Origin of the sequence: Catalinimonas alkaloidigena (assembly GCF_900100765.1) — a bacterium.
Taxonomy (GTDB): Bacteria; Bacteroidota; Bacteroidia; order Cytophagales; family Flexibacteraceae; genus Mooreia; species Mooreia alkaloidigena.
On the sequence record NZ_FNFO01000005.1, the window covers coordinates 111,185 to 135,771 of the forward strand.

A 24,587-nucleotide genomic window follows, 5' to 3' on the forward strand; every position below is an offset into this window, starting at 1 on the left:
GCACAAACGGACCTACCAATCGATTTCCGCTTTGCCGTGCTGACGCAGGTATTCGTTGGCCTGGACAAAATGGCGATTGCCGAAAAAACCCCGGTCGGCGGCAAAGGGCGACGGGTGCGCCGACTGGAGTACCAGATGCTTTTTCCCGTCGATCACGGCGCCTTTTTTCTGTGCATATGCCCCCCAGAGCATAAACACCAGGTGCTCTTTTTGCTCGGAAAGGGTTTTGATCACCGCATCGGTAAAAATCTCCCAGCCCTTTTTCTGATGCGATCCGGCCTGGCGTGCGCGCACCGTCAGCGTGGCGTTCAGCAGAAGGACACCTTGGTCGGCCCACCGTTCCAGATTACCCGATTTCGGTACTGGCTTGCCCGTCTCCTGCTCAATTTCCTTGAAAATATTGATCAGCGAAGGCGGCTTGGTGACCCCGTCGGCGACCGAGAAGGCCAATCCGTTGGCCTGGTTGGGGCCATGGTACGGGTCTTGTCCCAGAATCACCACCTTCACCTCGTCGAAGGCACAATGGTCGAAAGCGTTGAAAATCAGATTGCCCGGCGGATACACGGTGGTCGTTTTGTATTCTTGCTTGACGAACGAAACCAGTTCGCGGAAGTAAGGCTTCTCAAATTCCGGTTGCAGATGGTCTTTCCAGGAAGGGGCAATTTTTACATCCATAGGTAATTTTTTTAGCGTAAGGAAGCTTGCGGTTATTAGGTGTTAGGGTTGACAACCCAAAACTTATCTTTAATTTTAGACGTTTCCTGCTGTATACGTAAAACTTTCCACATTATGGTCACTCAAACTACGCAAGGCGTCCGGGTAAGTGTTGTGACCGAATACCAGCCTGAGTATTCTAATCCGATACAAGCTCATTTTGTTTTCACATACAAGATTACCATCGAAAACTGTAGCGACCACACCATCAAGCTCCTGCGGCGGCACTGGTTCATTCACGATGCGCACAACCTGACGGCCCGTGAGGTGAAAGGGGATGGCGTGGTGGGCCAGCAACCAACGCTGGAACCCGGTCAGACGCACGAATACGTATCGGGATGTAATCTAAAATCGGGGCTGGGCAAAATGTACGGCACCTACGAGATGGAACGCATCATGGACGGCCACCTGTTCGAAGTGCAGATCCCCGAGTTTACGATGGTGTCTCCTTACCGGCTGAACTAGCGTCCCCGTTGTCCATTTCGCAGGTTCTAGGCACGCTTTACCGCTACGCCCGTTTCCGACAGCACGCCGGTGACGCCCACAGCATTCATTCGCCGTTTGTTTTTCATTTGTACACGGAAGTGTTGCGGCCCGACAAGCAGTATTATGCGTTTGAGGGCATTGAGCAGCACCGGCAGCGTTTGCTGCGCGACACCCGCTCGCTGGAGATCACCGATTTCGGGGCGGGTGCCGCACGTTCCCGTCAGCGCACGGTGCAGGAACTGGCTCGCCGGTCGGCGCAACGCCCCCAACGCGCCCAACTGCTGTTTCGGCTGGTAGAATTTCTGCGCCCCGCTTATCTGGTCGAGCTCGGCACGTCCTTGGGCCTCACCACGGCGTATCTGGCGGCACCGAATCCCCAGGCATCTGTCGTAACGCTGGAAGGATGCCCGGCCACGGCGGCCCTGGCGCGTGAAACGCTACGCGATACCCAGGCACAGCTTGTGGTAGGTCCGCTGGAAGAGACCCTCGCTCCTGCCCTGGCCCGCCTACCGCACGTCGATTTCGTGTACTTCGACGCAAACCACCGCCGGGAGCCCACCCTCCGCTACTTTCGTCAGTGCCTTGCCAAAGCGCACGAAGCAACCTGTTTTGTGTTCGACGACATTCACTGGTCACGCGAAATGGAACAGGCCTGGCAGGAGATTCAGGCGCATCCGGACGTTACGCTCACCCTCGATCTGTTCTGGCTGGGTCTGGTCTTTTTTCGGCAGAAACAGCCCAAGCAACATTTCCGCCTACGCCTTTGAGCGGCGCTTTTGCAACCAGGTTTCTACCTTGTCGAGCGGCCAGGCATTAAACGTTTTGTCGGCGGTTAGCCCGCCTTTTCGCCCCATGCAGACGCCGTAGTACATGTCCGCGTAACCCGCCTTTTCGTGCGCATCGGGGTTGATGCTGATCAATACACCTTTCTCCAACGCATACGGCACCCAGCGCCAGTCCAGGTCCAGTCGCCAAGGATTGGCGTTGATTTCGATAATTACGTTGTGTTCGGCACAGGCATCGATGATGCGCCGGAAGTCGAGTGGATAGCCTTCCCGACGCAACAACAAACGGCCCGTCGGGTGCCCCAGCATGGTGGTATACGGATTTTCGATGGCGCGCAGGAGGCGGTCGGTGGCGTGGGCCTGATCCATACCGAGGTTGGAGTGCACCGAGGCCACCACAAAATCGAACGAGGCCAGCACGTCGTCGGCATAGTCGAGCGAGCCATCGCCGAGAATATCAGATTCAATCCCTTTCAGGATCTTGAAAGGCGCGAGTGTTTTGTTCAGCCGGTCGATCTCCTCGTGCTGTTGCTGCACCCGAAACTCCTGCAAACCACCGGCGTAAGCTGCCGTTTTCGAGTGGTCGGAGATGCCCAGGTACTGGTATCCTAATTCCTGACAGTAGCGTGCCATCTCTTCGAGTGTATGTTTCCCGTCACTGTAAGTCGAGTGGTTGTGCAAGATGCCCTTGAGATCGGCCATTTCGAGCAAACGGGGCACCTCGCCTTGTTCCAATACCTGCGCTTCCAACATGCCTTCGCGCAGTTCCGGCGGAAAGGCAGGCAAAGCCGCCTCCTGATAAATAGCTTCTTCGGAAGCAAATGCCCCGTTGCGCGCAACCGAGACCAGTGCATGTCCGCTGGCAGCCGCCCATTGCAGGTGGGCATCGGCCGACGATAGCAGGAGCCACTCACCAGCAAATTCCTCAGGTCGACACGTCAGAATGGCCACCGGTACGTCTGCCTCGGTCAGGTGCCCGCGCCACACAAAAGGCCCGGAAGCGCTTTCGTCTTTGGCCAGCATCACGTGGTTTTCCAGCGCCTTCCACAAAACACTGGGCTGTTCGATCGCCGCCAGCAGCTCCAGTTGGTCAACGATTTCGAGTTTCCGGCGTGTCTGCCCGGCAATTTCTACCCGCTGTACGGCCCCGGTATCGAGCAGAAGTTGCCGCACCTGTTCAGCCAGGGCTTCGGCCGCCGAAAGATGTAGCTTTCCGGCGTTGCGCATGGAGAACAAGATGGATTCGCGAATCGACTCCTGCGTTTTTTTGCCGAACCCTTTCAGCGCGGCAACCTGATCGTTTTCGCAAGCTTCCAACAGGGCCTGTTCGCTTTCCACCTTGAGCGATTGCCACAGCGTCCGGACTTTTTTGGGTCCCAGGCCCTTCAGCGAAAGCATCTTTACCACCCCGGGCGGCGTCTGGGTGAGCAGTTCGTCCAGCTCAGGAAAGCTTTCGGTTTCTTCCAGGCGGGCGATGCGCTCGGCCATGCCCTTACCGATGCCTTCGAGACCCGCCACTTCGTCGGGCGTCATGCCCAAGAGCGGCTGCTCCAGGCGCTCCAGGTTAAGGGCGGCATTCTGATACGAACGAATTTTGAACGGGTTGGCGGCGTGTAATTCCAGCAGGCTGGCGGTCAGCTTAAAGGCACGAATGATGTCGCGGTTGGTCAAGGGAAATGAGTGATTTGCGTGTGGTGCGCACACGGTGAAATGACATAAAAAAGCCGATCCTTCTTCGGCGAAAAAGGATCGGCAAAGTACGGAAATCTGTGCGCTATTGCCGCACCAGACGGATGGTTCGTGTGACTTGATCGGCCACGACCTGCACAAAATAGATGCCGGGTGCCGCAACCTGAATTTCATCTTCCTGCGTACCCGCCCCGCGCCAGAGTTGTCCCGAAGACCACACCCGACGGCCCAATACATCGACCACCCGTAGTTCGACCGCCTGCGGCGACGTCAGCTGGTAGCGAAGCGTTGATGTGCCCGCCGTAGGGTTGGGGTATAGCTTCAAGCCGCTCAGTTCCGGCAGATCGTCGGCCGAAGAAGTGGGCGGATCGCCGATGGAAATCTGATCGAGGTAGAGGCTTAACCCGCGTTGCGACGTTACGTCGAACTGCACCAGCAGATACTGACCCGCTACGGCCGACGGGAGGGGGTACACAAACTCCTTCCACTGGTCCTCGGTAGGCACCCAGTCGCTGCTGGTCTGCTCCGGCGCCGTCGCCATCAGCGCTGCCGACAAGACCCGCACCTTGCTCCAGCTACGTCCGCAATCGGTCGAGATGTTGATGTTCATCACCTCTTCTTTGGTATCGTTCGGGCGGCGCGCATACGCCATGTGAAAATAGAGTTTCGGGGCGGTGGTCTGACCGGTCAGGTCGATCAGAGGCGAAGTCAGGTAGTGGTGCGTTCCCTCGGTTGCCCGGTTGCTGAGCTGGATAGACGCCGCCCCCTGCGACGAAGCCGTGACCGTACGATTCCACGTAAAGTTGTTGCTGGAGACTTCGGGAGATGCCTGAATCTGCCAACTGTTGGCGGGATCGTTGTTCAATACCGGGAACGTAGCGCTTTCGGCATACTCCACGAACGGAAAGGGTTTGTTCTTGGAGCGGTCGCGCACGCGCACCAGCCCTTCCAACGACAAGGTATCGGCTCCGGCACTATTGCGGACGATCAACTGGCCGCTGAACGTTCCCGAGCCGGAAAACGCAGGCGTAGGATTCTGGGCGGTAAATTCGTTCTGGGTGGCCTGCGGAAAATACCACTCGTACGTAACCCCCGACAGGTCGGTGTTGTACAGGGACGCTGAAAATTTCACGGCCGTGTTGTCGCAGATCAGGGTATCGGCCGGGTAAAAGGTGTCGATGCGCGGCGGGCAGGTTCCGGCTACGTAACCGTCGTTTGTACCAGTCGCCACCAGATTGGCCGAGGTCACCAGACTATTCAACACGCCATTGTCCGGAGTGTCGGTCAGCAGTTCGCGCATGCGGGTGCCCTGGCCTTGCGTGAACATGATGCCGCAACTGGAGTAGTCCATGATGTTCTGCACGTTGTCGAGCGACCCGCAGGTGGTTTGCTGCAGGTTACAGGCGCCGATGGGCGATCCGAGGGTGTTCGGTGTATCGTCAATGCCATCGTCGGTGTCGCAATTACTTTCTACCTGCGGGTTGTTGGTAGCACCCCACGGGTGCGCCAGTCCCAGGTAGTGCCCCAACTCGTGGGCGATGGTGTTGTCGAAAGCGCTGCCGGCCCGGAACACGGCCACGGCCGGGCGACTCCCTTCGTAACTCACGTACCCGGCGATCACCCCCTCGCTGCTGGCGAAGATGTCTTTCAGCACGTAGATGTTGATGTACTTGTTTCGATCCCAGCTCACCAGGTCGATCAACTCGTTGGTCAGGTTCGCCCGGGTGCCCGTAGCGGCTTCGCCGTTGGTCAGCGGCGAAAAATGGCGCGTAATGCCATCGGTACAGTTCCCATTCGGATCGATTTGCGCCAGCCGGAACTCGATGCGTGTATCGGCCGCAATGGGTTTGAAGGCCGCCACAATGCGCGACGTATCGGCACGGTTGCGCCGGTAATAGTCGTTTACGATTTTCAGCGCCCGCGCTACTTCCGACTTGCTGAGATTCTCCGACCCGTTCTGATGCACCACATGGAACACCACCGGCACAACGAGCACCTCGTCGGCAGCCGTGCGCAGCGCGTTCGTTTTCGGATTGCCCAGCCGGCCGGGGGTGGGGATACTGGGCATTTCGGTCCCACAAATGTACTGGGCATGCCCTACTTCGGGGACGGTCGTTCCGAAGAGCGCCCCGAACAGAAAAGCGTAAAGAATTTTTTTCATAATGACTTACGTCCTGACCTGGCCGTTCACCTCGCGTCTTCTCCGGTCAGTCTTACAAAAATAACGTGAAATTGCGCAACACACGCCCGTCTCTTTGTCAACTTATTTTACACCGCCGGTTTCAGGCAAGGTAACAACACAACGCTCCGGAACGGCTAATTTATATCCGGCCGCAGGCCTGTTGAGGGGAAAAATCAGGCGATTGGCAGATTTTTCCTCCCTGCCGGTTACTCGTTCCAGCCCAGCTTTCCTTTGAGGGGAACAAACCGATATACTTCAAACTCCTCTTTTCGGATTTCGTTGCCCGCCAGTTTGGTCAGGCGAATCATCCGCTGCTGTTGGTCGTCGCCCACCGGAATCACCAGCTTTCCGCCCAGGCTGAGTTGTTCGAGCAGCGCATCGGGCACAAACGGCGCGCCGGCGGTGACCAGAATGCGCTCGAACGGCGCCCGGCTTTTCCACCCCAGGGTTCCGTCGCCCAGGTGCAGCTGCACCGCGTAGGGCAACCGCCGAAACAAGTGCAGGGCTTTCTGGTACAGGGCCGGAATGCGCTCCACGCTGAACACCTTCGCGCCCAGCAGCGCCAGCACCCACGCCTGGTAGCCCGAGCCGGTCCCGACTTCCAGCGTTTTCATGCCGGGGCCTACGTCCAGCAGTTCCGTCTGCCGCGCCACGGTGTAAGGCTGCGAAATGGTCTGCCCCTCGCCGATCGGAAAGGCTTTGTCCTGATAAGCGTGTTCCAGAAACGCAGCGTCGAAAAAGATGTGACGGGGAATTTGGCCGATGGCATGCAGCACCCGCTCGTCGTGGATGCCCTTTTCTCTCAGTTTGCCCAACAACGCCCTGCGCATGCCCCGGTGGCGATAGCTATCCTCAATGGACTCTCTCATATACTGCGCTAAAGGTAGGGCTTTCCCGTTGGATAAAAAAAAACCTAATTTTGAGGCTTCTATGCTTCAATCAGCTTTCTTGCGACACGTGTCCGCACGAAGAAGTTTCGAATTTTCAGACATGCGGTTCGCTTCTTTCTTTGCGCTTCGGGCGTTGTGGCCTGCGCTTTTCCTACTATCCCTGCGTCCGTCCGCACGACGGGCAGAAATCCGGGAGAGGTGCGCTTACTTCCGTCGCGCCAGCCGTACTTACCTACATATGCCTGTAGAGAGGACCTGCGCCGCTTTACAGCACGCGATGATTTCTGGCAAAAACTACCTCCGGATGCTTGCTCCGTCTCTTTTCAGGTCAGCCACACGGGCCAGCGCGCCACGGGCCGTCGGCTTTCTTTTCGTGACTGATTTCCTTGTCTGTGGTTCCTCATCCATGCATTTCGGGAGTTTAGGCAGATGAAGAAAGCAGCCTTTTCCATCAATTACCTCATTGCCGATTTTCTGGCCGCCTTCCTTGCCTGGATCGCATTTTACATCTTCCGCAAGTACCTGCTGAACGAAATCCAGGTGGGCGTTTCGTTCTCACTGCTATACAGCGCCCTACCGATCGCCACGTTCTGGACGCTCCTGTTCGCACTGTGGGGCACGTACGTCGACGTGATCCGAAAATCGCGGGTGAAAGAACTGTTTTCGCTGTTCACGGCCTGCCTGACCGGGGTGGTGGTCATCTTCTTCGCGCTGCTGCTCGACGACGAGGGCGTCAGTACGTACACCCAGTACTACAAAACGGTCAGTACGTATTTCCTGCTCCACTTTACCGTGGTCGCCCTCGAAAAGATGGTCGTCATGACCTACACGAAGCGGCTGATCCGGCGGCGCAGCATCTGGTTCAACACGCTTCTGATCGGCTCGGAGAAGAATGCGCTGGAGATTTACCAGGAAGTAGATACCAACCACGATCTGCTCGGGCTGCGGTTTATGGGCTACGTACACGTGTTCCGGAAAGAGAGCCCGGTCGAACATTTTCTGCCCTGCCTGGGCGATTACCGCGACCTGGAAGAAATTCTCAAAAAGCACAAGATCGAACAGGTGATCATTGCTGTGGAGCCGTCGGAACACAAGCGGATGGAAGAAATTCTGACGCTGCTGGAAGGTGCCGGGGTGTACATCAGCATCATTCCTGACCTGTACCAGATCCTGCTGGGGTCGGTCCGGGTGCAACACATTTTCGGGACGCCCCTCATCGAAATTCGGCAGAACCTGATGCCCGTCTGGCAACGGGTTGCCAAGCGCCTGTTCGACTTTCTGATTGCCCTGCTGGTGCTGGTGCTCGGGGCTCCGCTCTACCTGATTGTGGCGCTGATTACGCGCGTCACGTCGCCTGGGCCTTCGCTCTACTCGCAGGAGCGCATCGGCAAAGATGGCCAGCCTTTCCGCATCTACAAGTTTCGCAGCATGTACATCGATGCCGAAACCAACGGCCCGGCCCTTTCGTCCGACAACGACCCGCGCATCACTCCGTGGGGGCGCATCATGCGCAAAACCCGCCTCGACGAAACGCCGCAGTTTTTCAATGTGCTGAAAGGCGAGATGTCGATCGTCGGTCCGCGGCCCGAGCGTCAGTACTTCATCGACCAGATCACCGCCCGCGCCCCGCACTACAAGCACCTGCTCAAAGTTCGCCCCGGCATCACGTCGCTGGGACAGGTTAAATACGGCTATGCCGGCAACGTGGACGAAATGGTGCGGCGCATGAAATACGACATCATTTACATCGAAAACATGTCGCTGGCCATGGACATGCGCATTCTGCTCTATACGATCATGATCATTCTGCAAGGCCGCGGCAAATAGCAACCGGGGCGGCAGCACGGCCCTCTGGTCGGCGCACCCGAAGCCTGAACCCTCTTTCGACACCCCTGATGAATTTCAAAGACCTTCTCCGAGAAACGCTTCTGTTTCTTCGCCTCGACCTCACCAAGAACCTGGAATACGACCGGCTCACCCGGCTGATCATGCAACGCGTCATCCATTCCCGGTCGAACTGCATCGACGTGGGCTGTCATAAAGGCGAAATTCTGCAACAGATCCTGACGTACGCGCCGGACGGACAGCACTATGCGTTCGAACCGATTCCTTACTTTTTCAAGCAATTGCAGGCGACCTACCCGCGCCGCGTCACCCTGTACCCGTACGCCCTGGCCGACCAAGCGGGCACTTCGTCGTTCCAGTTCGTAAAAAACGCACCGGCCTACAGCGGCATTCGGCGGCGGCATTACGCAGTAGCGCAGCCCGATATCGAAGAGATTGAGGTTGAAATCGCAACGTTGGACGACCTCATTCCGGCGGATGTGCCGATCCATTTCATGAAAATCGATGTGGAAGGCGGCGAGTTCGCGGTGCTGAAAGGCGGGAAAAAGCTATTGAAACGCCACAAGCCCGTGGTGGTGTTCGAATGCGGCCTCGGTGCCAGCGACTATTACGGTACCGATCCGCTCGAACTGTACACGTTTCTGACCCGAGAGGTGGGCCTGAAGCTAGCCACGCTCAAAGCGTTCGTGCAGAGCAAGGAAGCCCTATCGCCGGAAGCGTTCAAAAACTACTTTCACAACAACCAGGAGTATTACTTCATCGCTTTTCCGTAAGCGCAGGCCCCAGCACAGGAGGCGTTTACACCACGACGATGAACACGTAGTAGAGGTACAATCCCAGCAGAAAAGTGCCTTCCAGCCGGCTGATGCGCCGGAACGTCCACATAACGGGCAACAGCACCAGGGTGATGCCCAGCATCCACCACATGTCCACGTCCAGGATATCCTGGCTCACGTCGATGGAGCTGATCACACTGGTAATGCCCAGAATCGAAAGGATGTTGAAGATGTTGGAACCCAGCAGGTTGCCCAGCGCAATGTCGGTGTGGCGCCGGTACGCGGCCACGATCGACGTGACCAGTTCGGGCAACGACGTGCCCACGGCCACCACGGTCAGACCAATGATGCGCTCGCTTACGCCTAACGAAAGGGCCAGCTTTTGCGACCCGTTCACAAACCAGTCGGCTCCCCAGAAGAGACCCACGCAGCCCAACCCAATGAGCAACACATCTTTCCAGGGGCTGCTGGAAGGCGCTTCCGGTACTTCTACCGCTTCGGCCTGCTGCTCCAGTTCCCGATTGGCGCGGGTTTGCTTGCGCGAACGGCGGATGATCCACACGATGTAGGTCACCAGAATGGCAACGAACAGGACGCCTTCGTACCAGCGCAGTTCACCGTCGAGCGACAGCAGGTACAGCAAGAGCGAGCACCCCATGGTCATGGGCCAGTCTAACCGCAGTGAATCGCGCTGCACGCCCACCGGATAGACCAGCGCCGTAGCGCCCAGCACCAACGCCAGGTTGCAGATGTTGGAGCCAACTACGTTTCCCATGGCCAGGTCGGAACTGCCGCGCAGCGCCGACGTGACGCTGATCAGAAGCTCGGGCAGCGACGTGCCGAACGCAACCACAGTAAGCCCGACCACCAGCGGTGACATGTCGAAACGCAAGGCTACCGACGAAGCGCCCCGCACCAGCAACTCGGCCCCGCCGATCAGCACCACCAGTCCCAGGAAAATTTGCAGAAGAGTAAAGGTCATAGATAAGCAGGAACCGCATCCTTTCGCCACCGTTGGCGGGCAAATATACAACGCCCCCCCGTTCCTCTGCGTAAAGTTTCTGTCCGCATCCTGTTTTGCCATCGTGCTATGCCGTCTACCGCCCTTCACTTTCTGGCCCTGGTTCCGCCGTCGCCGCTGCAGGAAGAAGTGACGGCGTTTAAGCGGGAAGCCGCCCGGCAATTTCAGACGCAGCGGGCGTTGCGCTCGCCCGCGCACATCACGTTGATTCCGCCCTTTGCCTGGGACGATGCCGAAGCGCTGGCACCCTTTCTTCGGCAGTTTGCCACCCGCCACGCACCGTTTCCAGTCACGTTGCGCAACTTCGCCGCGTTCGCACCGCGAGTCATCTACGTAGACGTGGTCGGGTCGGAGGCGCTGGTCGCCTTGCAGCAGGACCTGGCGCAACAGATGCACGCTGCCGGGCACCTTCCCCTGGGTCAGCCCGACCGGCCGTTTCATCCGCACATGACCGTAGCCTTTCGCGACCTGACCCGCTCGAAGTTTGTAGCGGCCTGGGCCTACTTTTCGACCTGCTCGTACGAGCGCTCGTTCCGGGCCGATCACCTGGCGCTATTGCGTCACGATGCGCAGAAATGGCACATCATCGCCACGTACCCGTTGGGTCCCACTTCGGCTAAATAAAGTAACTTTGCCCGTAAGGCGCAGAAATAGAGGCAAATCCCGGGCGTACCGGGATATTTTTGAGGATGCCGTGCCTCTTACGCGTAGAAAACAGGCTTTATGTTGGGCGCTCCCGATTGCCAACGATTTTCGGAAAAAGCCTGTTAAAGTACAGTACAAACTGGATTAATATTTTTACTTTTCGGCGATTTTTCGTTTGAAAACCTGTTTAGAAATCATTTTTCAAACCTTTGCCCACCCGGGTGCGGATAGACGACGCGTTCTCTAGACAAGATGTCGTGTTTTATCGAAAAGCAAACGTTTCGTTTTGAACGTTACCGCGATTGACGAATAATACTCCGTGCCGATTTTTCACCTATTGGCAGAAAACCCCTTGACGATTAGCTTAGCCCACATGAGCAGAGAAAAAATCAAACTAGACTCAGGCATTACGTTAAAAGAATTCAAAAAACACGATTGGCTCAAAACCGATCTGATGTCGTATTGCCGTGATCACCAGTTATCCGCTTCCGGCTCGAAAGAAGAGTTAGAGCAGCGCATTATCAATCACCTGACGGTGGGCGAACGAAAGGTACGCCGCCGTTCCATGAATACAAAGACACGCGTGACGCGTCCCAAGCGCGCCCGACAGAAACTGGAGAAGCCGTCGCTCAAGACCGTGATCACGCCCGATTTCCGGGGAAGCCAGGTAAACCGTCAGTTTTTCCGCTCCATTCTGGGTCCGCAATTCCGGTTTACAACCCGCCTGACGCGCTGGATGCGTGCCAACGTGGGCAAAACGTTCGGCGATGCCATTCAGGAATACCAGCGGGAACAGGAAGATCGACAGAAAGGGGTGTATCGTCCGCAGGCAGGTCCGCAGGCACGGTACAACCAGTTTATTCGCGACTACCGGGAAGCGCACCCGGAAGCGACTTTCAAAGAGGCCATTGCGGCCTGGCACCGACACAAGCAATCGCAGCAGGTGGCCTAGTTTCCATCCTGCCGGTTATACGCTCCATGCCCTTTGAACCAGACTCAAAGGGCATTTTTTATGTCGGCCGACAACAGGGCGTGCAACAAATCGCGACTGATGGGTTTCACAATGTAATCGGACACGACGCTCAGGTGCTTGGCGCGTTCGATATCACTGGCATTAACCGACGAACTCACCATGTAGATCTGGGTCTTCTTGCACAAACGCGGTACCAGTTCGCGGTAGCGTTCCAGAAACTCCCACCCGTCCATAATCGGCATATTGATGTCTACCAGCATCAGGTCGGGCAACCGGGCCGCCTCGGCCGCCGCCGCTTCCAGTTCCTGGATGGCCAGTTCCGCATTCAGAAAGGCCTTTACTTCGCCGGCCAGTTGCGTCCGCTCAATTTCCAGGCGGATGGTAAATTGGTAGATATCGTCGTCGTCCACTACCCACACCTTCTCAACCATTTGTGTTTTGTTTTAGCGGTTAAAATACGATTTTAAACGTAGTGCCCTCTCCCACACGGCTCTCCACCCCAATCGAGCCGCCCTGCGATTCGATCTGATTCTTGGTGATGAACAACCCCACTCCGCGGGCATCGGGGTGTCCATGGAACGTTTTGTGCAGTCCGAACAGCTTGGTACCATGCCGTTCCAGATCAATGCCAACGCCGTTGTCCTGGCAGGTCAGTACCACGCGTCCGTCTTCGCTGCGGTGGGTCCGGAAACAGACCTGCGCTGTCCGATCGGCAGCCCGGTACTTGATGGCATTGGTCAGCAGATTCAGCATGATGCTTTCCAGGTACACTTTCGGGTAAGTGACCGTCGGGCACTCCGTAAAATGGGCACACACGCGCGCGCCACTCTCCTGGATCTGCGCCACCAGGCTTTCGTTCAGATGGCACAGCACTTCCTCAAAGCGCAGCTCTTCGCTCACCAGCGTATCGTCCGTCTGCACGCGCACCACTTCGGTCAGGTCTTTGACGGTTTCGGCGAGCCGCCCCGCCACTTTGCGGAGTTGTTGCAGCAGAATTTCTTTCTCTGCACTGTGGGCACTGCGGTCGTACAGTTCCAGAATAGTCGCCAGATTAGTCACCGGCGAGCGCAGGTTGTGGGAAACGATAAACGCAAATTCCTGCAACATCTGGTTGCGGCCACGCAAGAGGTGCGTGGTCTCTTCCAGCGCCGCCACGTGGGTTTGCAGCTCGTGCTCCAACTGCTTCAGCAAGGTCACGTCGCGCGCCACCGTCAACACCGCGGGCGCGCCCGCTTCGGACAGCGACAACGGTACTGCCGAGATGACGTAATTGCGGCGGATTCCCCCCTCGCCCGGAATGCCCGACAGGTAGTCGAACGTACGGGCCTCGCCCGTCGCAATCACCTCCCGCACCTGCTGCACAAAGATTTCGGCCTGTGGCCCTGGTCGGCTCACCTCCTGAAACGTACGACCCTCGATCTGGTCAGGCGATATGCCGGCCAGGCGGCGGATCGACTGGTTGATGAACTTGTAGCGCATGTCTTCGTCGAGGTACGCCACAATGTCCGGATTGTGCTCGACCAGGGCTTTGAACTGTGCTTCGCTGCGACGCAGCTCCTGGTTGGCTTTTTCCAGCTCGGCCGTGCGTCGTTGCAGTGCCTCCTCCAGTTCGGCGGGGGTTTTCAGGGCCAGGGCCTGAGGCGCCACCCGGTACATGGCGATGAGCGTGGTCCACGACACCAAGCCGGTGCCCAGCAACAAAAGGGCATTGAACCGGTAGACCGGCACCCAGAACATGAGCGCGTCCATCAGGTGTGTCGCACCGCAGAACAAAATGAATGCGGTGAACCAGGCAAATATCTTCCGAAAGGGCAGATCGGGGCGCTTCCGCACCAGATAGAGTAACATGAGCGGAATGGCAAAATACGCGCTCCAGACGGCCAGATTCGCGCCGATGTACAACCACCCATGCAGATCGCTCCAGCGACCGCAATGCCACCGAGCCGGAAAATCGGCGGTATCCCACAAATGCGTAAGAAAATGGTGTAGCTGATCCATAACCGGTGAGGTACCCGACAAGAGCAGTCAAGCTACCTGCAACAACTCTATTAAACGACGAATGAACGATAATAATAGACGAAACAACATTGCAATATACAAGATCGGCGCTAGTTCCTTGCATCGCATTTGCCGCGAATCCTCCAAGGTCATGTAAGTAGTGCCCTGATTTTCAAGCGTTTTAGAACAACGCGGCCACCTGCATGCGGCCGATGTGGACCGGGGCGGTCGACTGTGCTTTGCGGCCTTCGTACTGAAAGGTGAGTTGTAGGCCGTTGGCCAGTTTCTGCTGCCAGTTGACGGCCCACGTAAAGTTGTTGCCCGGCTGGAGGGCTTCCAGCATTTCGTACGCCAGGGGCGAATTGGCGTTGCCCGTAAACGCAATGCGCACGTATTGGAGCGACGCATTGACGCTGCGGACCGAGACTTTCTGCCAGCGCAGTTCGGTACCGGCTTTGCTCACCGTAGCGCGCTCGGCACCGTCGAGGTTCTGTTTGCCGGAGCGGCTCAGCAATCCCGTCAGGCGGAAACTGGCACCCGGCTGCCACGACAACTCCGGGTTGAGCTCGCGAATCAGGATGGTGTAGTTGCGGTTGTCCAGAAAATCGGAGCGTGACGTGCGTTGCTGCTGAAATGCGGCCAGTTGCACGTTGAACTTGCGTTTCAGGTTCAGGCGCATGTTCAGCCGCAGTTCGTCGGTCTGTCGCGCGTCGAACCCCGCCGTCAGCAATTGCTTCTGCCGTAGCTGCAACGTACCCATGTCCCACCCAAACTGCGGATTGGTGCGGTTGAAAAAGAGGGTAGAACGCAGGGCCTGTTGTGTGGAAAGCAGATCTTCGTCGTCGACGGCGAGTAAAGGCACAAAGCGCTGAAACACACTGCCCTGGGTAATTTTCCGGTCGACGGTCCACGACGAAACGTTCGTAAAACGCGACAGCAGATTGCGCAGGCCCTTTTTCTGCCGCCAGCCACGCGGTGCGTCCAGGTTCAGCCGGTATACCAGGTTGTTCGTAAAGGCCTTGACGTACTCGTTGGTGGGAACCAGAATTTTGATGTAGAGCCGCCGGTCGGGATTGACCGCCTCCACAAACTCGTTCAGTTCCTGGATGCCGTTGCCGTTGTAATCGATCCAGTCGTGCGTGCCCTGCCCCGGTTCCAGCGCCGGAATGTACTGAAACTCGCGCCGCAGTTCGCGTCCCGTTGCGGTAGCAAACGTCAGTTCGGAACGGATGTGGCGCTCCAGCAGATCGGCCGACCAGTCGAGGCGTCCCTGCACCGTCTCTTCGCCCCGCGCCAGCGAGTCGCCGGTCTCCGATGCGTTGACGTAGTCCAGCTTTCGGTAGGTGCCCGTAAAGCCCAGCGTCTGGTGTTTGCCCAGCGGCGTACTCACCCCTAGGTTCCCGGTTTGCGCCTCGGTGTTCCGGACCAACTCGCCCCGTTGAGGCAGGCGGTCGTAGCGCAGGCTGTAGTCGGCCGTGAGGCGGGTACGCGCCGTGTCGGGCGTGTGCAGGTAAAAGCGGTGCTCTTCGTAATTCATCGCCGTCCGCACGATCGAATCCGTGCCGGGCGCATAGATCCGGTTGTGGTCCAGGTTGTAGGTATAGCCCGGCACGAGCCAGCGCCCCTGGTAGGCCAGATCGAGGCTGAGCCGCTCCCATTCGGAGTCGTAGTCCTGGCGCTGGTTGCGGAGCAGAAACGCCTGTGTGCGGAGTTGAAACCGCCAGATTTCCTTGGCCGCCTCCAGCGTCTGTTGCGTGCCCGACACGTTTTCGCCTTTGTCGCGGAGGCTGAAGCGATACAGCAGTCGGTTGTTCAGGTCGCGCATCAGGCCGGTGTGCACATTCAGGAGGTGGTCGTCGGCCCGCAACGTATCGCCCTGGTTTGCACTCCAATCCCGGTCGAATTCCACGTCGCGGAACCGGTCGATGGGATTGAAATAGGAGCTGAGGTATTCGTAGTCGACGCCCGCCATCCAGCGCGTTTTCTCCCAGAACCCCAGCGCACGGCCTTCGTTCAGGTAGCCCAGCTTCAGAGCCCGGCCCTGGTCATCGTCGGCATCCAGCTTGGAAAAACGGTTTTTGTCGTAGCCGGAAAAGGCCACTTCCGTGTAGAACTTCTCCCCTTCGCGCAGCCGGAAATTGGCTCCCAACGTGGTCAGGCGGCGGCGGTTGGGGGTCGGGATGAGCCGCACGGGCCGGTAGCGCCCCTGCCCCGGTCCTACCCAGTCGAACACGCGCCCGTTGTAAACGCCCTTTCGCTGCACGTAGTCGCCCTGACCATAGCCGACATCCGAAAAAACCACACGGTAGACCGTATCCTGCGGGTTTGTGGCGAACACGTAGGTCGGGTATACCGTGCCGTTGTAGAGCGTATCGCGCTGCACGTACAGCACTTCGTTTTCTGTAAAATCGACCCGCTGCGCCCCGTCGATCACTGCCTGATTCAGGTCATCGCCGATCAGGCTCAGCCGACGCCGGGCGGCCGTGTCCAGCTCCACCGTCAGCGGATTGTTGCGGTTGTCACCTTCCTGGTAGTGGTTGAAAAATACGTCGAACTTCCCGACAGTCTGGTAATGCGACGCGTTGAAAATCGTGCGGCTGTAGTTGCGTTCGGCATACTCGAAGTCGACCCGCACGCGGGAGTACTGGGTGATGACGATGCGCTGCGTAAAGGTGATTTCGGCCTGGTTGTAGTCGATGACGTAATCGTTGTTGAAGCCACGCGTCAGCAACCGTCCGTCCAGAAACACCCGCTCCGAATTGGCCAGGACGATGATGCCCGTTTCGCCATTCGGCCCCACCAGACGGTACGGCCCCTGCACCCCCTCCTGTACGGCCAACTGCGGCGTGGAGTAAAACTTTCCTTTTGCGGCGGCGGCGCTGACGGTGGTGGTGGCCTGCCCCTTTTCGCCGGTCGCGTAAGTCGCCTGCGCCTGCCCGCCCTGCACGTTTTTGTAATAGCGCAGAAACGCCGATGGCGGATTTTTCAGCACAATGTCGCCCGCCGTCAACCGTCCTTTCTGATGCTCCAGCGTCAGGTAAACCTGGTCGAATTCCTGCAACTGCTGCGTGTTGCCTTCCGGCTGAAACGGCACGTTCTGGTCCGAAATGACGCCGGTGAGTTTGATGTCGGGTGTCAGTTGCCCTTCCAACTGCAAATTGAGGGTGGAATTGACAAAAACGTTCTGGTTGTTGCCGAACGAGATGCCCCGCGTGATGCTCCCGTTTTTGCTGATGCCCGGCGTGTTGAACAGCTGCTCGCGGGTTTCGGAGGGTCCCCGGAACGAAACGTCGTCGAAATAATAGTCGGTCGAGTCGTACGCCTCAGGGTCGCGGTGAAAGCGGGGCGCGTCGAACCGCAGCGGAAATACGCGGTAGCAGATCGTGACGGAGTCGGGCAGTTGTTCCGGAAAGGCGAAACGCAGGGTGTGGGTGTTCAGCTCGTAGTCGACGCTGTCGAGGCCGTGGCGGACGTCGGTCAGGTGGATGGAGCCGGGCACGAGGCTGAGCGAATCGAGCGTAATGCCGGTCGGTACGACCGCCACACGGCGGCACCGGAGGTTGGAAAACTGCGCCCATGCCGGAACCGACAGGAGGCATCCCACCCAGATGAGGAATCCGTACCCGAGTACCCGACGTTTCACGATAACTCCCAGACAATGAGGCACAAGGCCAACCAATATACAAGTTTACCCAAATTCGGTTCGTTTCTCCTACCACAGCGTAAGGTTCCGTGGCAGAACGCTCAAAATCAGCACGTTACTTCTTCGGATTCCGCCCCCTGTACCGGATGCCAACTCCACGGTATTTTCGCATGCTCAACCCAACCCGCCATGTCTACCCAACGAACGAATTTCCTGCACATTGCTGTCGGGCCGGGTCCCATTGCATTTGCGCCGGGAACGCGCCTGACCCTTGATGCGGAAATAGGAAAACCGCTGTAACTTTCGGCCTTTCCGTTTGCGATGCGTCCCCTTGCTGACTCGTTCAAAGAATACGGCCGCGGCATTGTCGGTGGCTTTCTGTTTAGTTTGCCCATGCTCTACACGATGGAGGTATGGCAGACCGGCTTTATCATCCAGCCCCCGTACCTGATCTGCTACATGGTGGCGGCCTTCGGGCTTCTGCTGGGCTACAACCGCTTCGCGGGGATGCGACCGGAATCGACCTGGCAGGCCATTCTGATCGATTCGGTGGAGGAAATGGGTCTCGGCATTCTGCTGTCCATTCTGGTGCTCTGGCTGACAGGCCGTATTGAATTTGCCACCATGCCGCTGGACCAGATTCTGGGAACGGTGATGGTGGAATCGATGCCCGTGGCGATTGGCATTTCGGTCGGCACGGCCCAATTGGGGGTCTCGCCCGAGGAGGACGAAGCACCGGCCACCGCGCGGGGCGAAGGGCCCGACGCTCACCCGCGCGAACGCCTGGGTCGCACCCTGACGCTGGCGACCTGCGGTGGCGTGCTGGTGGCGGCCAATGTGGCGCCTACCGAAGAGATCATCAAAACCGCCTACGAAATTGTCCCCTACCAGGCGCTGCTCCTGCTGCTGTTCGCGCTGGTGCTGGTGGTGGCGATTCTCTACTACGTCGACTTCCGGGGAACGCAGACCGGCCAGGACGGTCCTTTGGTGGTAGACGTTCTCTACGAAAGTACGCTGGCCCTGACCGTAGCCATGGCCCTTTCCGCGCTGATGCTCCTGTTTTTCCTGCAATTGGAAGACATTTCGCTGGAAATGGCCCTGATCGAAACCGTAGTGTTAACCGTGCCCGCCGCGCTGGGCACTTCCGCCGCCCGACTCCTCATCAAATGAAACCAGAAAAAAACGGATTGGAATGGTCTGTCTTCGGCATCAGCCTGTTGCTGATTGCCGCTGCCCTCGCCTTCCTGGGATACCTGTGGGCCACCCGCCAGCCCACGCCGCCTGATTTGCAGGCCACTGCCCATCCTGCCGAACCCCACGCCGATTACTATGCCGTGCCCGTCACGGTCACCAACCAGGGCGGCATGTCGGCCGAAAGTGTTCAACTGGAAGTGGTGCTGGAAACCCAAGGACAGGCCCTCGAGACAGGCGAACTCACCTTCGACTACTGCCCCCGGCAATCGACCCGGAACGGCTGGGTCGGTTTTCACCACAACCCTGCCCAGGCCGACACTGTCCGCGTCCGCGTCGTCAGTTACCTGGAACCGTGAGGCGTCACAACGTCAACTCGATCACCGTATCTAGGTCGCCGGTGCGGTTTTGTGGGAGTTCCAGCAGCAGGCCGTAGGCGTTGGTCTGGTACTTCACCTTGCTGCCGCTGTTGAACAATCGGGCGCTTTTCACCCTGCCTTTGAAGTCGGGAATCAGGAGCGTCCGGTCGGCGTAGTCGAGGACGTGGACGTAGACTTTGTTGTCTTTCTGTGTGGTGACGCCCCAGGTTTTGGGGGCGACGGGACCGCCGCGTGTGCCGTAGACGGTGGGGCCGTAGGTCTGGAGCCACGTGCCGACCGCCCGCAGTGTATCCTGAAATTCGGACTGGATTTCGCCGTTAGGTTGCGGACCGACGTTCAGGAGGAAATTGGCGTTGTAGCCCGCCGCCCGCACGAGGTAGTGCACCAGGTCTTTCGTGCTTTTGTAGCGGTCGTCCGTCAGGTTGTAGCCCCACGAGCCGTTCATCGTTTCGCAGGTTTCGCGGGGGAGGGTGCCGATGTCGTTCGCCGACGAACCGAAGCCGGTGGTGTTGTGGCCGGGCAGGTCTTTCTCGAACATCTGGAAGTCTTCGCCGGGGAAGGGCGCGCGGTGGTGGTTGTTGCCGATCAGCGCCTGCGGTTGCAGCTTGTGGATGAGCGCATAGGTTTCGTCCAGCTTCCAGGCAGGGGCCTCCGCCTTGTCCCACCAGCCGTCGAACCAGATGCCGGCCACGTCGCCGTAGTGGGTCAGCAGTTCGGTGAGTTGCGCATTCTGGTAATCGAGGTAGTGCTGCCAGTTGCCTTCGTCGGGACGTCCGGTATATTGCCCCGTGCGGCCGCGCGGGTAGTAACCGGGATGGTGCCAGTCGAGTTGCGAGTGGTAAAAGAAGAGTTTGATGCCCTGCCGGTCGCACTCGTCTTTCAGGAGTTTGAGCACGTCCTTGCCGTAAGGCGTCCGGTCCACAATGTCGTAGTCCGACACCTGGGAGTCGTACATCGCAAAGCCGTCGTGGTGCTTGCTCGTGATGGTGATGTAGTGCATCCCGGCATCTTTCGCGAGTTGCACCCATGCTTTAGCGTCGAAGGCCGTCGGGTTGAAATAGTGCGGCAGCTGCTCGTAATCGTCGACCGAAATTTGTTTCTGCTGCATGAGCCACTCGGCGACGCCCCGGTCGCCCCCGCCCCCCACCACACTGTAGACGCCCCAGTGGATGAACATGCCGTACTTGGCATCCTGAAACCACTCGCGGGCTTGCAGGTTTTCAGCCGTGGGTTGGTAATCGGCTTGTGCCCGCGCGGAAAGGACACTCAAAAAAAGACAGAGTCCAAGAAGAAAAGGTCGGAAGTGCATAAAGAAAAGTAGGTGTTCGTAAAATTATGTTTCGTGCAGAAGCTTTTGGAGATGCTTCGCGTACGGTAGAGAAACGGCATATTAACGCTATCACCTCGCCCCCCAGACCAGAGAGTCCAAACGTTGCAGCGCGTCCCCCATCAACCGTTACGAGTAGCGACGGATTTAACTCGCCGCTACGGATGGACGCGACAATTTGCTCCCTACGCTTTCTGTTTTAGTGGCATCAGGTCCGGAGAAAAGAGGCAGGTCACGCTTTCACGCCAAACGCAAAAGGCCTACCGGAGCGGCAAGCCTTTTGCGTGAATCCATTCAGGAAACCCGGCCCGGCATCGGAACGGGATAGTGGCCGTTGGCGTCGGGCACCACGGGCGGCGTAGCGTCGAACGCGAAGCGCGTCGGCATCAGGCTTTCGTCCGATTTCAGGAGTTCGTCCCACACGATCTGCTGACCGGTGTAGGTCGCATGGCGGCCCATGATGGCGGTCAGCGTGCTCTTCGCGCCGTTTTCGGCATCCACGAATTTGTGCTCGCCGTTGGCAATCGCGGCAAACAACTCGTCGTGTTCCTGTTGGTAGGGATCGGGATCGTCGCGGTCGCGGTGACGCCACACGGTGTTGCCCTTCAGGTCGGTGATGATGCCGTCGCTGCTGGCCCGTCCTTTGGTACCGGTGAAGTACTCGGCGACGCGGTCGAGGCAGCCGGGCATGTGGCGGCACTGGCTGCTGACCACGGTCCCGTCGGCGTACTCAAATTCGACAAAATGGTGGTCGTAAATCTGTCCGTGGTCGAGTCCGGTCCGCACGAGGCGTCCCCCCTGCCCCTGCGCTTTCACAGGATAGCCCTGTTTCACCCAGTTGGCCACGTCGATGTTGTGGATGTGCTGTTCCAGAATGTGGTCACCGCACAGCCAGGTAAAGTAGTACCAGTTGCGCATCTGGTATTCCATCTCGGTCTGTTGCGCTTCGCGGGGCCGCACCCACACGCCTCCCGAATTCCAGTAGACCTGCCCGCTCGTCACGTCGCCGATGGCCCCGTCGTGGATGCGCTTGACCAGCTCACGGTATTTGGTTTCGTAATGGCGCTGTAGCCCCACCACCACGTTCAGTTTTTTCTTTTTCGCCTCTTCGGCGGCGGCCAGCACCTTGTGGATGCCGGGCACGTCGGTCGCGACGGGCTTCTCCATAAAGACGTGTTTCCCCTGCCGAATGGCCTCTTCGAAGTGGATGGGCCGGAAACCGGGAGGCGTCGCCAGAATCACCACGTCGGCCAGCGAAATGGCTTCCTTGTAGGCATCGAACCCGACGAACTTGGCTTTCTTTTTGACCTTCACTTTTTTGTCGCCGTGCTTCTGCATCAGGTTGCCGTAGCTTTCTTCGAGTTGATTTTCGAAGGCATCGGCCATGGCGACCAGTTCGACGTTCTGGCTCGTGCTCAGGGCCTGACTGGCCGCGCCGGTACCCCGGCCGCCGCAACCGATCACCGCCACTTTGATGGGGCCGTCGGTCGCACCGGCGTACGCGCCGTAGGGCAAGGTATTCAGCAGGAGGCCGCCCGCCGCCAGGGCGGAGCCCTTCACAAAATCACGACGGGAAAGCGGTGGAAACGTAGGTGTGTTCATAGGAGGGAATATTAGGAAATTAGAAGTTCCAGGTTGGGAGGTTCCAAGGTAAGAAGATCCACCGAAAAAGGAAGTGCTGCGGATCGTGTTTGCGGAGACAAGACTAGAAACACAAATAGGTAGAGCAACGGCAGTAAGAGGATCAGTAGTAAAACAACCCAGTTCCACTTATTGCGCTTCAGAAAATAGAGGATGGCCACCCCTATCCCCAACAGAAGCAGGATCTAGAGGATGATCGAAATAGGTGATATGGTAACTGTCACTATTTCCATCTTCTTCTATGGAACTCGTTTAAAGTTTTCTGTCAACGAGCTAGCGCATCTATCTTAAGAAATATGTTCTGTGACTTTTTGTCATCGTCCCGGCGGGGAACCGCACAAAAAGTCGCAAAAAAACGCTAGGAAATTCAATGCTTCGGCACGGTCGGACGGCCGATGCCGCCGCCCCGCCCACACAAGGCCACCGCGCCCCTCGCTGAATTTCCGGACGGTTGGCCGCTGCCGCCAACGCGCCTCAGCATCGCGTAACCTAAACTTGTAAATGCGAATGCCTTTACAATCCATTTTGAGAAGAAAGGAAGTTGATCGGTTATCTCGACTGGCTTCAGGTTGAACCTGAAGCTTACGAACACAGGGAAGCTTTCAGCTTCCTGCTATTCCAAGAAGTTTAAGAAGCTAAAAGCTTTCAATAAATTCTTGACGTCTCAGACCACGCATCCCAGCTACAAACTAAAACTTATTCTATAGCGACGGAGGGGCTGCCCCCGCGGTTAATTCCGTCGCCACGGATATAGAAAAGGGCCCTCTTTTACAATTCCTCGATCGGTTCCAGCCAGTACTTTTTCCATTCGGATTTAGGCGGCGGGTTTTGCGGACGAATCACCCGGAAGCCAACGAACGACGCATCGGTCAGCCACCAGAGGCTTTTGGGCACCTGCGGATCGCGTTTTTTCCACTTCGGACTGGAGCCCCGGCGGGCAGCGCTGCGCAACTCGCCGGGATCGTCGTCCCACGAACCACCGCGGACCGTCCGGGGGTAGAGCTGCGTGGGAGGCGACCAGGGTTGGCCTTGCGTGCGTTGGTAGCCGTCGGTCGTGTACTGGTTCAGCGTCCACTCGGCCACGTTGCCATGCATGTCGTACAAGCCCCACGGGTTGGGCTTTTTCTGCCCTACTTTCTGATACTTGTTGTTGCTGTTGTCGTACGCCCACGCGTAGTCGCTCAGCCTTGAGGCATCGTCGCCAAACGAGTAGGCCGTGGTGGTGCCCGCCCGGCAGGCGTACTCCCACTCGGCTTCGGTCGGCAGGCGATAGAAGTGCCCCGTCAGGGCGGTCAGCCACTCGCAGAAGCGGGCGGCGGCAAAGTTGGTCATGCCCGTTGCCGGGTAGCCGTCTTTCCCCATCCCGAAACTCATGTCGACGTAGGGCGGCGTAGCGCGCGAGACGCCATCCACCCCCGGGGGTAACTTTTCGGCGGCGGCCACCTGCTGGGCATTCGTGTTCAGCATCACAAACTTGTCGTACAGGTTCCAGGTCACTTCGTGCGTCATCATCCAGAACGGCTCGACCGTCTCCTGATGCTGCGGTCCCTCGTCGTCTTTGCGGTACGATTCCAGGCTCCGGCTGCCCATCTGGTACGTTCCGCCGGGGATGGGCACCAGGTCGAACGTCAGGTTGAAGACGGGAAGGGTTTCCGTATAGGGAGTGAAGGCATTCTGCCCGGCAGCAGGCCATACCAGCAGCATCGTTCCCCACAGGAACAACATGCGCAGAAGGGGGTAGTTCATCCGAGGTGGGTTGGTTCAGGGCGCACAAATTACAGAATCAGCGCGAATCGCGGCGGGCGCGGCGCGGAGGGCAGCGCGGTTGGTGCAATGAACATCTTCCTGTTACGAGTGGAGCCAGCACACAAGCGGTTCGCCGACACGAGGGAGCAGGGTCAGCGCAAAATGCATTGCACTCCCTGCGCCCTACGCGCTCTGCCCCACCCGCTCTGCGCTTAACACACCGCTCACCGTTTCATCACAAAACGATAAAGCCTTTTGGCAGCCAGAAACGGGCCGGACCACTCAACTTTGAGGCATGAATACCGCCGTAGCCGACCAGCTGGAAGCACTTGGATTTGCACTGCAGCCTGCACTTGCACCCATCATCCCAGACGTATGCAGTACGTACGCCCTGCGCACCTCCTGCACACATCTTGTGCTTACGGTAGACGACGCCGGGCGTGGACGCTGAAAGACGGCCGTTCCTGGAAAATAGGCCTCTACGCTTCGGGGGTTCAGTTGGATCAGCACGTCCTTCAGATGCTATTGCTCGCCTACCAGCACAACCTTTCCCTTTCTTTACCTCGGCTACGGCGGCCTGGCGAGTGAATCTTCCTGACTGGGATTCGCTCGTCACGGTTTAGGCCGCATCCATCCTTTTTTCGCGCCCTACATC

19 protein-coding genes are annotated in these 24,587 nt (G+C 58.1%); 8 read left to right on the forward strand and 11 right to left on the reverse strand.

Features of this window, described 5'->3' with window-relative positions; all coding sequences use genetic code 11:
- Nucleotides 1–12 precede the first annotated feature (12 nt).
- Nucleotides 13–675, reverse strand: a complete 663-nt coding sequence (gene ung / locus BLR44_RS14260) for a uracil-DNA glycosylase (RefSeq protein ID WP_089683033.1) — start codon at nt 673–675, stop codon at nt 13–15.
- A 114-nt stretch (nt 676–789) separates the two neighbouring features.
- Between ung and apaG the strand changes: the two genes are divergently transcribed.
- Both apaG and BLR44_RS14270 read left to right on the forward strand, forming a co-directional pair.
- The gene (apaG, locus tag BLR44_RS14265) at nt 790–1,179 is read left to right on the forward strand and encodes a Co2+/Mg2+ efflux protein ApaG (protein WP_089683035.1); all 390 of its coding nucleotides are present in this window, start codon (nt 790–792) and stop codon (nt 1,177–1,179) included.
- Nucleotides 1,180–1,187: 8 nt separating this feature from the next.
- Nucleotides 1,188–1,967, forward strand: coding sequence for an O-methyltransferase (locus BLR44_RS14270; RefSeq protein ID WP_245706065.1), 780 nt, complete (start codon nt 1,188–1,190; stop codon nt 1,965–1,967).
- Here the strand turns inward: BLR44_RS14270 and BLR44_RS14275 are convergent.
- The 3 genes from BLR44_RS14275 to BLR44_RS14285 form a co-directional block, all read right to left on the reverse strand.
- The gene (locus tag BLR44_RS14275; RefSeq protein WP_218127085.1) at nt 1,956–3,656 is read right to left on the reverse strand and encodes a PHP domain-containing protein; all 1,701 of its coding nucleotides are present in this window, start codon (nt 3,654–3,656) and stop codon (nt 1,956–1,958) included. The genes BLR44_RS14270 and BLR44_RS14275 overlap by 12 nt on opposite strands.
- A 103-nt stretch (nt 3,657–3,759) precedes the next feature.
- Nucleotides 3,760–5,835, reverse strand: a complete 2,076-nt coding sequence (locus BLR44_RS14280; protein ID WP_089683039.1) for a M43 family zinc metalloprotease — start codon at nt 5,833–5,835, stop codon at nt 3,760–3,762.
- Nucleotides 5,836–6,062: 227 nt separating this feature from the next.
- Complete coding sequence (locus BLR44_RS14285; RefSeq protein WP_089683042.1) at nt 6,063–6,725, reverse strand: protein-L-isoaspartate(D-aspartate) O-methyltransferase; 663 nt, start codon at nt 6,723–6,725, stop codon at nt 6,063–6,065.
- A gap of 450 nt (nt 6,726–7,175) precedes the next feature.
- On the opposite strand from BLR44_RS14285, the gene BLR44_RS14290 reads away from it, so the two are divergent.
- Together BLR44_RS14290 and BLR44_RS14295 are read left to right on the forward strand one after the other, a co-directional pair.
- Complete coding sequence (locus BLR44_RS14290; RefSeq protein WP_089683044.1) at nt 7,176–8,573, forward strand: sugar transferase; 1,398 nt, start codon at nt 7,176–7,178, stop codon at nt 8,571–8,573.
- A 68-nt stretch (nt 8,574–8,641) separates the two neighbouring features.
- Nucleotides 8,642–9,364, forward strand: a complete 723-nt coding sequence (locus BLR44_RS14295) for an FkbM family methyltransferase (protein ID WP_089683046.1) — start codon at nt 8,642–8,644, stop codon at nt 9,362–9,364.
- 25 nt (nt 9,365–9,389) lie between these two features.
- Here the strand turns inward: BLR44_RS14295 and BLR44_RS14300 are convergent, their stop codons facing one another.
- The gene (locus tag BLR44_RS14300) at nt 9,390–10,349 is read right to left on the reverse strand and encodes a calcium/sodium antiporter (protein ID WP_089683048.1); all 960 of its coding nucleotides are present in this window, start codon (nt 10,347–10,349) and stop codon (nt 9,390–9,392) included.
- Nucleotides 10,350–10,457: 108 nt separating this feature from the next.
- Between BLR44_RS14300 and BLR44_RS14305 the strand changes: the two genes are divergently transcribed.
- A complete protein-coding gene (locus BLR44_RS14305; protein ID WP_089683050.1) occupies nt 10,458–11,012 on the forward strand; it encodes a 2'-5' RNA ligase family protein in 555 nt (184 codons plus the stop codon).
- Nucleotides 11,013–11,406: 394 nt separating this feature from the next.
- Complete coding sequence (locus tag BLR44_RS14310; RefSeq protein WP_089683052.1) at nt 11,407–11,985, forward strand: DUF6434 domain-containing protein; 579 nt, start codon at nt 11,407–11,409, stop codon at nt 11,983–11,985.
- Nucleotides 11,986–12,029: 44 nt separating this feature from the next.
- Here BLR44_RS14310 and BLR44_RS14315 read toward each other — a convergent pair whose 3' ends face one another.
- The 3 genes from BLR44_RS14315 to BLR44_RS14325 all read right to left on the reverse strand — a co-directional run bounded on the left by BLR44_RS14315 (nt 12,030) and on the right by BLR44_RS14325 (nt 17,647).
- Nucleotides 12,030–12,437: a response regulator gene (locus tag BLR44_RS14315; RefSeq protein ID WP_089683054.1), complete on the reverse strand. Its 408-nt coding sequence runs from the start codon at nt 12,435–12,437 to the stop codon at nt 12,030–12,032.
- Between the two features lie 19 nt (nt 12,438–12,456).
- Nucleotides 12,457–14,004, reverse strand: a complete 1,548-nt coding sequence (locus BLR44_RS14320) for a sensor histidine kinase (RefSeq protein ID WP_089683056.1) — start codon at nt 14,002–14,004, stop codon at nt 12,457–12,459.
- A 181-nt stretch (nt 14,005–14,185) separates the two neighbouring features.
- On the reverse strand, nt 14,186–17,647 hold the full coding sequence (locus BLR44_RS14325; protein WP_143017295.1) for a hypothetical protein: 3,462 nt from the start codon (nt 17,645–17,647) through the stop codon (nt 14,186–14,188).
- A gap of 321 nt (nt 17,648–17,968) precedes the next feature.
- On the opposite strand from BLR44_RS14325, the gene BLR44_RS14330 reads away from it, so the two are divergent.
- A complete protein-coding gene (locus BLR44_RS14330; RefSeq protein ID WP_089683060.1) occupies nt 17,969–18,817 on the forward strand; it encodes a TIGR02587 family membrane protein in 849 nt (282 codons plus the stop codon).
- The gene (locus BLR44_RS14335) at nt 18,814–19,197 is read left to right on the forward strand and encodes a hypothetical protein (protein WP_143017296.1); all 384 of its coding nucleotides are present in this window, start codon (nt 18,814–18,816) and stop codon (nt 19,195–19,197) included. Before BLR44_RS14330 ends, BLR44_RS14335 begins: the two co-directional genes overlap by 4 nt.
- Nucleotides 19,198–19,201: 4 nt before the next feature.
- On the opposite strand, the gene BLR44_RS14340 is transcribed toward BLR44_RS14335, so the two are convergent.
- From BLR44_RS14340 to BLR44_RS14350, 3 genes are all read right to left on the reverse strand, one after another.
- Nucleotides 19,202–20,488, reverse strand: coding sequence for an alpha-L-fucosidase (locus tag BLR44_RS14340; protein ID WP_245706066.1), 1,287 nt, complete (start codon nt 20,486–20,488; stop codon nt 19,202–19,204).
- A gap of 351 nt (nt 20,489–20,839) precedes the next feature.
- A complete protein-coding gene (locus BLR44_RS14345; protein WP_089683065.1) occupies nt 20,840–22,147 on the reverse strand; it encodes a Gfo/Idh/MocA family oxidoreductase in 1,308 nt (435 codons plus the stop codon).
- 807 nt (nt 22,148–22,954) lie between these two features.
- The gene (locus BLR44_RS14350; protein ID WP_089683066.1) at nt 22,955–23,932 is read right to left on the reverse strand and encodes a formylglycine-generating enzyme family protein; all 978 of its coding nucleotides are present in this window, start codon (nt 23,930–23,932) and stop codon (nt 22,955–22,957) included.
- Nucleotides 23,933–24,587: the final 655 nt, after the last annotated feature.

What these genes read in the sequence shown, in the direction of transcription:
- ung (WP_089683033.1), bottom strand. Translation starts at nt 675, where the DNA reads ATGGATGTAAAAATTGCCCCTTCCTGGAAAGACCATCTGCAACCGGAA.
- BLR44_RS14345 (WP_089683065.1), bottom strand. Translation starts at nt 22,147, where the DNA reads ATGAACACACCTACGTTTCCACCGCTTTCCCGTCGTGATTTTGTGAAG.
- BLR44_RS14300 (WP_089683048.1), bottom strand. Translation starts at nt 10,349, where the DNA reads ATGACCTTTACTCTTCTGCAAATTTTCCTGGGACTGGTGGTGCTGATC.
- apaG (WP_089683035.1), top strand. Translation starts at nt 790, where the DNA reads ATGGTCACTCAAACTACGCAAGGCGTCCGGGTAAGTGTTGTGACCGAA.
- BLR44_RS14320 (WP_089683056.1), bottom strand. Translation starts at nt 14,004, where the DNA reads ATGGATCAGCTACACCATTTTCTTACGCATTTGTGGGATACCGCCGAT.
- BLR44_RS14280 (WP_089683039.1), bottom strand. Translation starts at nt 5,835, where the DNA reads ATGAAAAAAATTCTTTACGCTTTTCTGTTCGGGGCGCTCTTCGGAACG.
- BLR44_RS14350 (WP_089683066.1), bottom strand. Translation starts at nt 23,932, where the DNA reads ATGAACTACCCCCTTCTGCGCATGTTGTTCCTGTGGGGAACGATGCTG.
- BLR44_RS14285 (WP_089683042.1), bottom strand. Translation starts at nt 6,725, where the DNA reads ATGAGAGAGTCCATTGAGGATAGCTATCGCCACCGGGGCATGCGCAGG.
- BLR44_RS14310 (WP_089683052.1), top strand. Translation starts at nt 11,407, where the DNA reads ATGAGCAGAGAAAAAATCAAACTAGACTCAGGCATTACGTTAAAAGAA.
- BLR44_RS14315 (WP_089683054.1), bottom strand. Translation starts at nt 12,437, where the DNA reads ATGGTTGAGAAGGTGTGGGTAGTGGACGACGACGATATCTACCAATTT.
- BLR44_RS14305 (WP_089683050.1), top strand. Translation starts at nt 10,458, where the DNA reads ATGCCGTCTACCGCCCTTCACTTTCTGGCCCTGGTTCCGCCGTCGCCG.
- BLR44_RS14295 (WP_089683046.1), top strand. Translation starts at nt 8,642, where the DNA reads ATGAATTTCAAAGACCTTCTCCGAGAAACGCTTCTGTTTCTTCGCCTC.
- BLR44_RS14335 (WP_143017296.1), top strand. Translation starts at nt 18,814, where the DNA reads ATGAAACCAGAAAAAAACGGATTGGAATGGTCTGTCTTCGGCATCAGC.
- BLR44_RS14330 (WP_089683060.1), top strand. Translation starts at nt 17,969, where the DNA reads ATGCGTCCCCTTGCTGACTCGTTCAAAGAATACGGCCGCGGCATTGTC.
- BLR44_RS14290 (WP_089683044.1), top strand. Translation starts at nt 7,176, where the DNA reads ATGAAGAAAGCAGCCTTTTCCATCAATTACCTCATTGCCGATTTTCTG.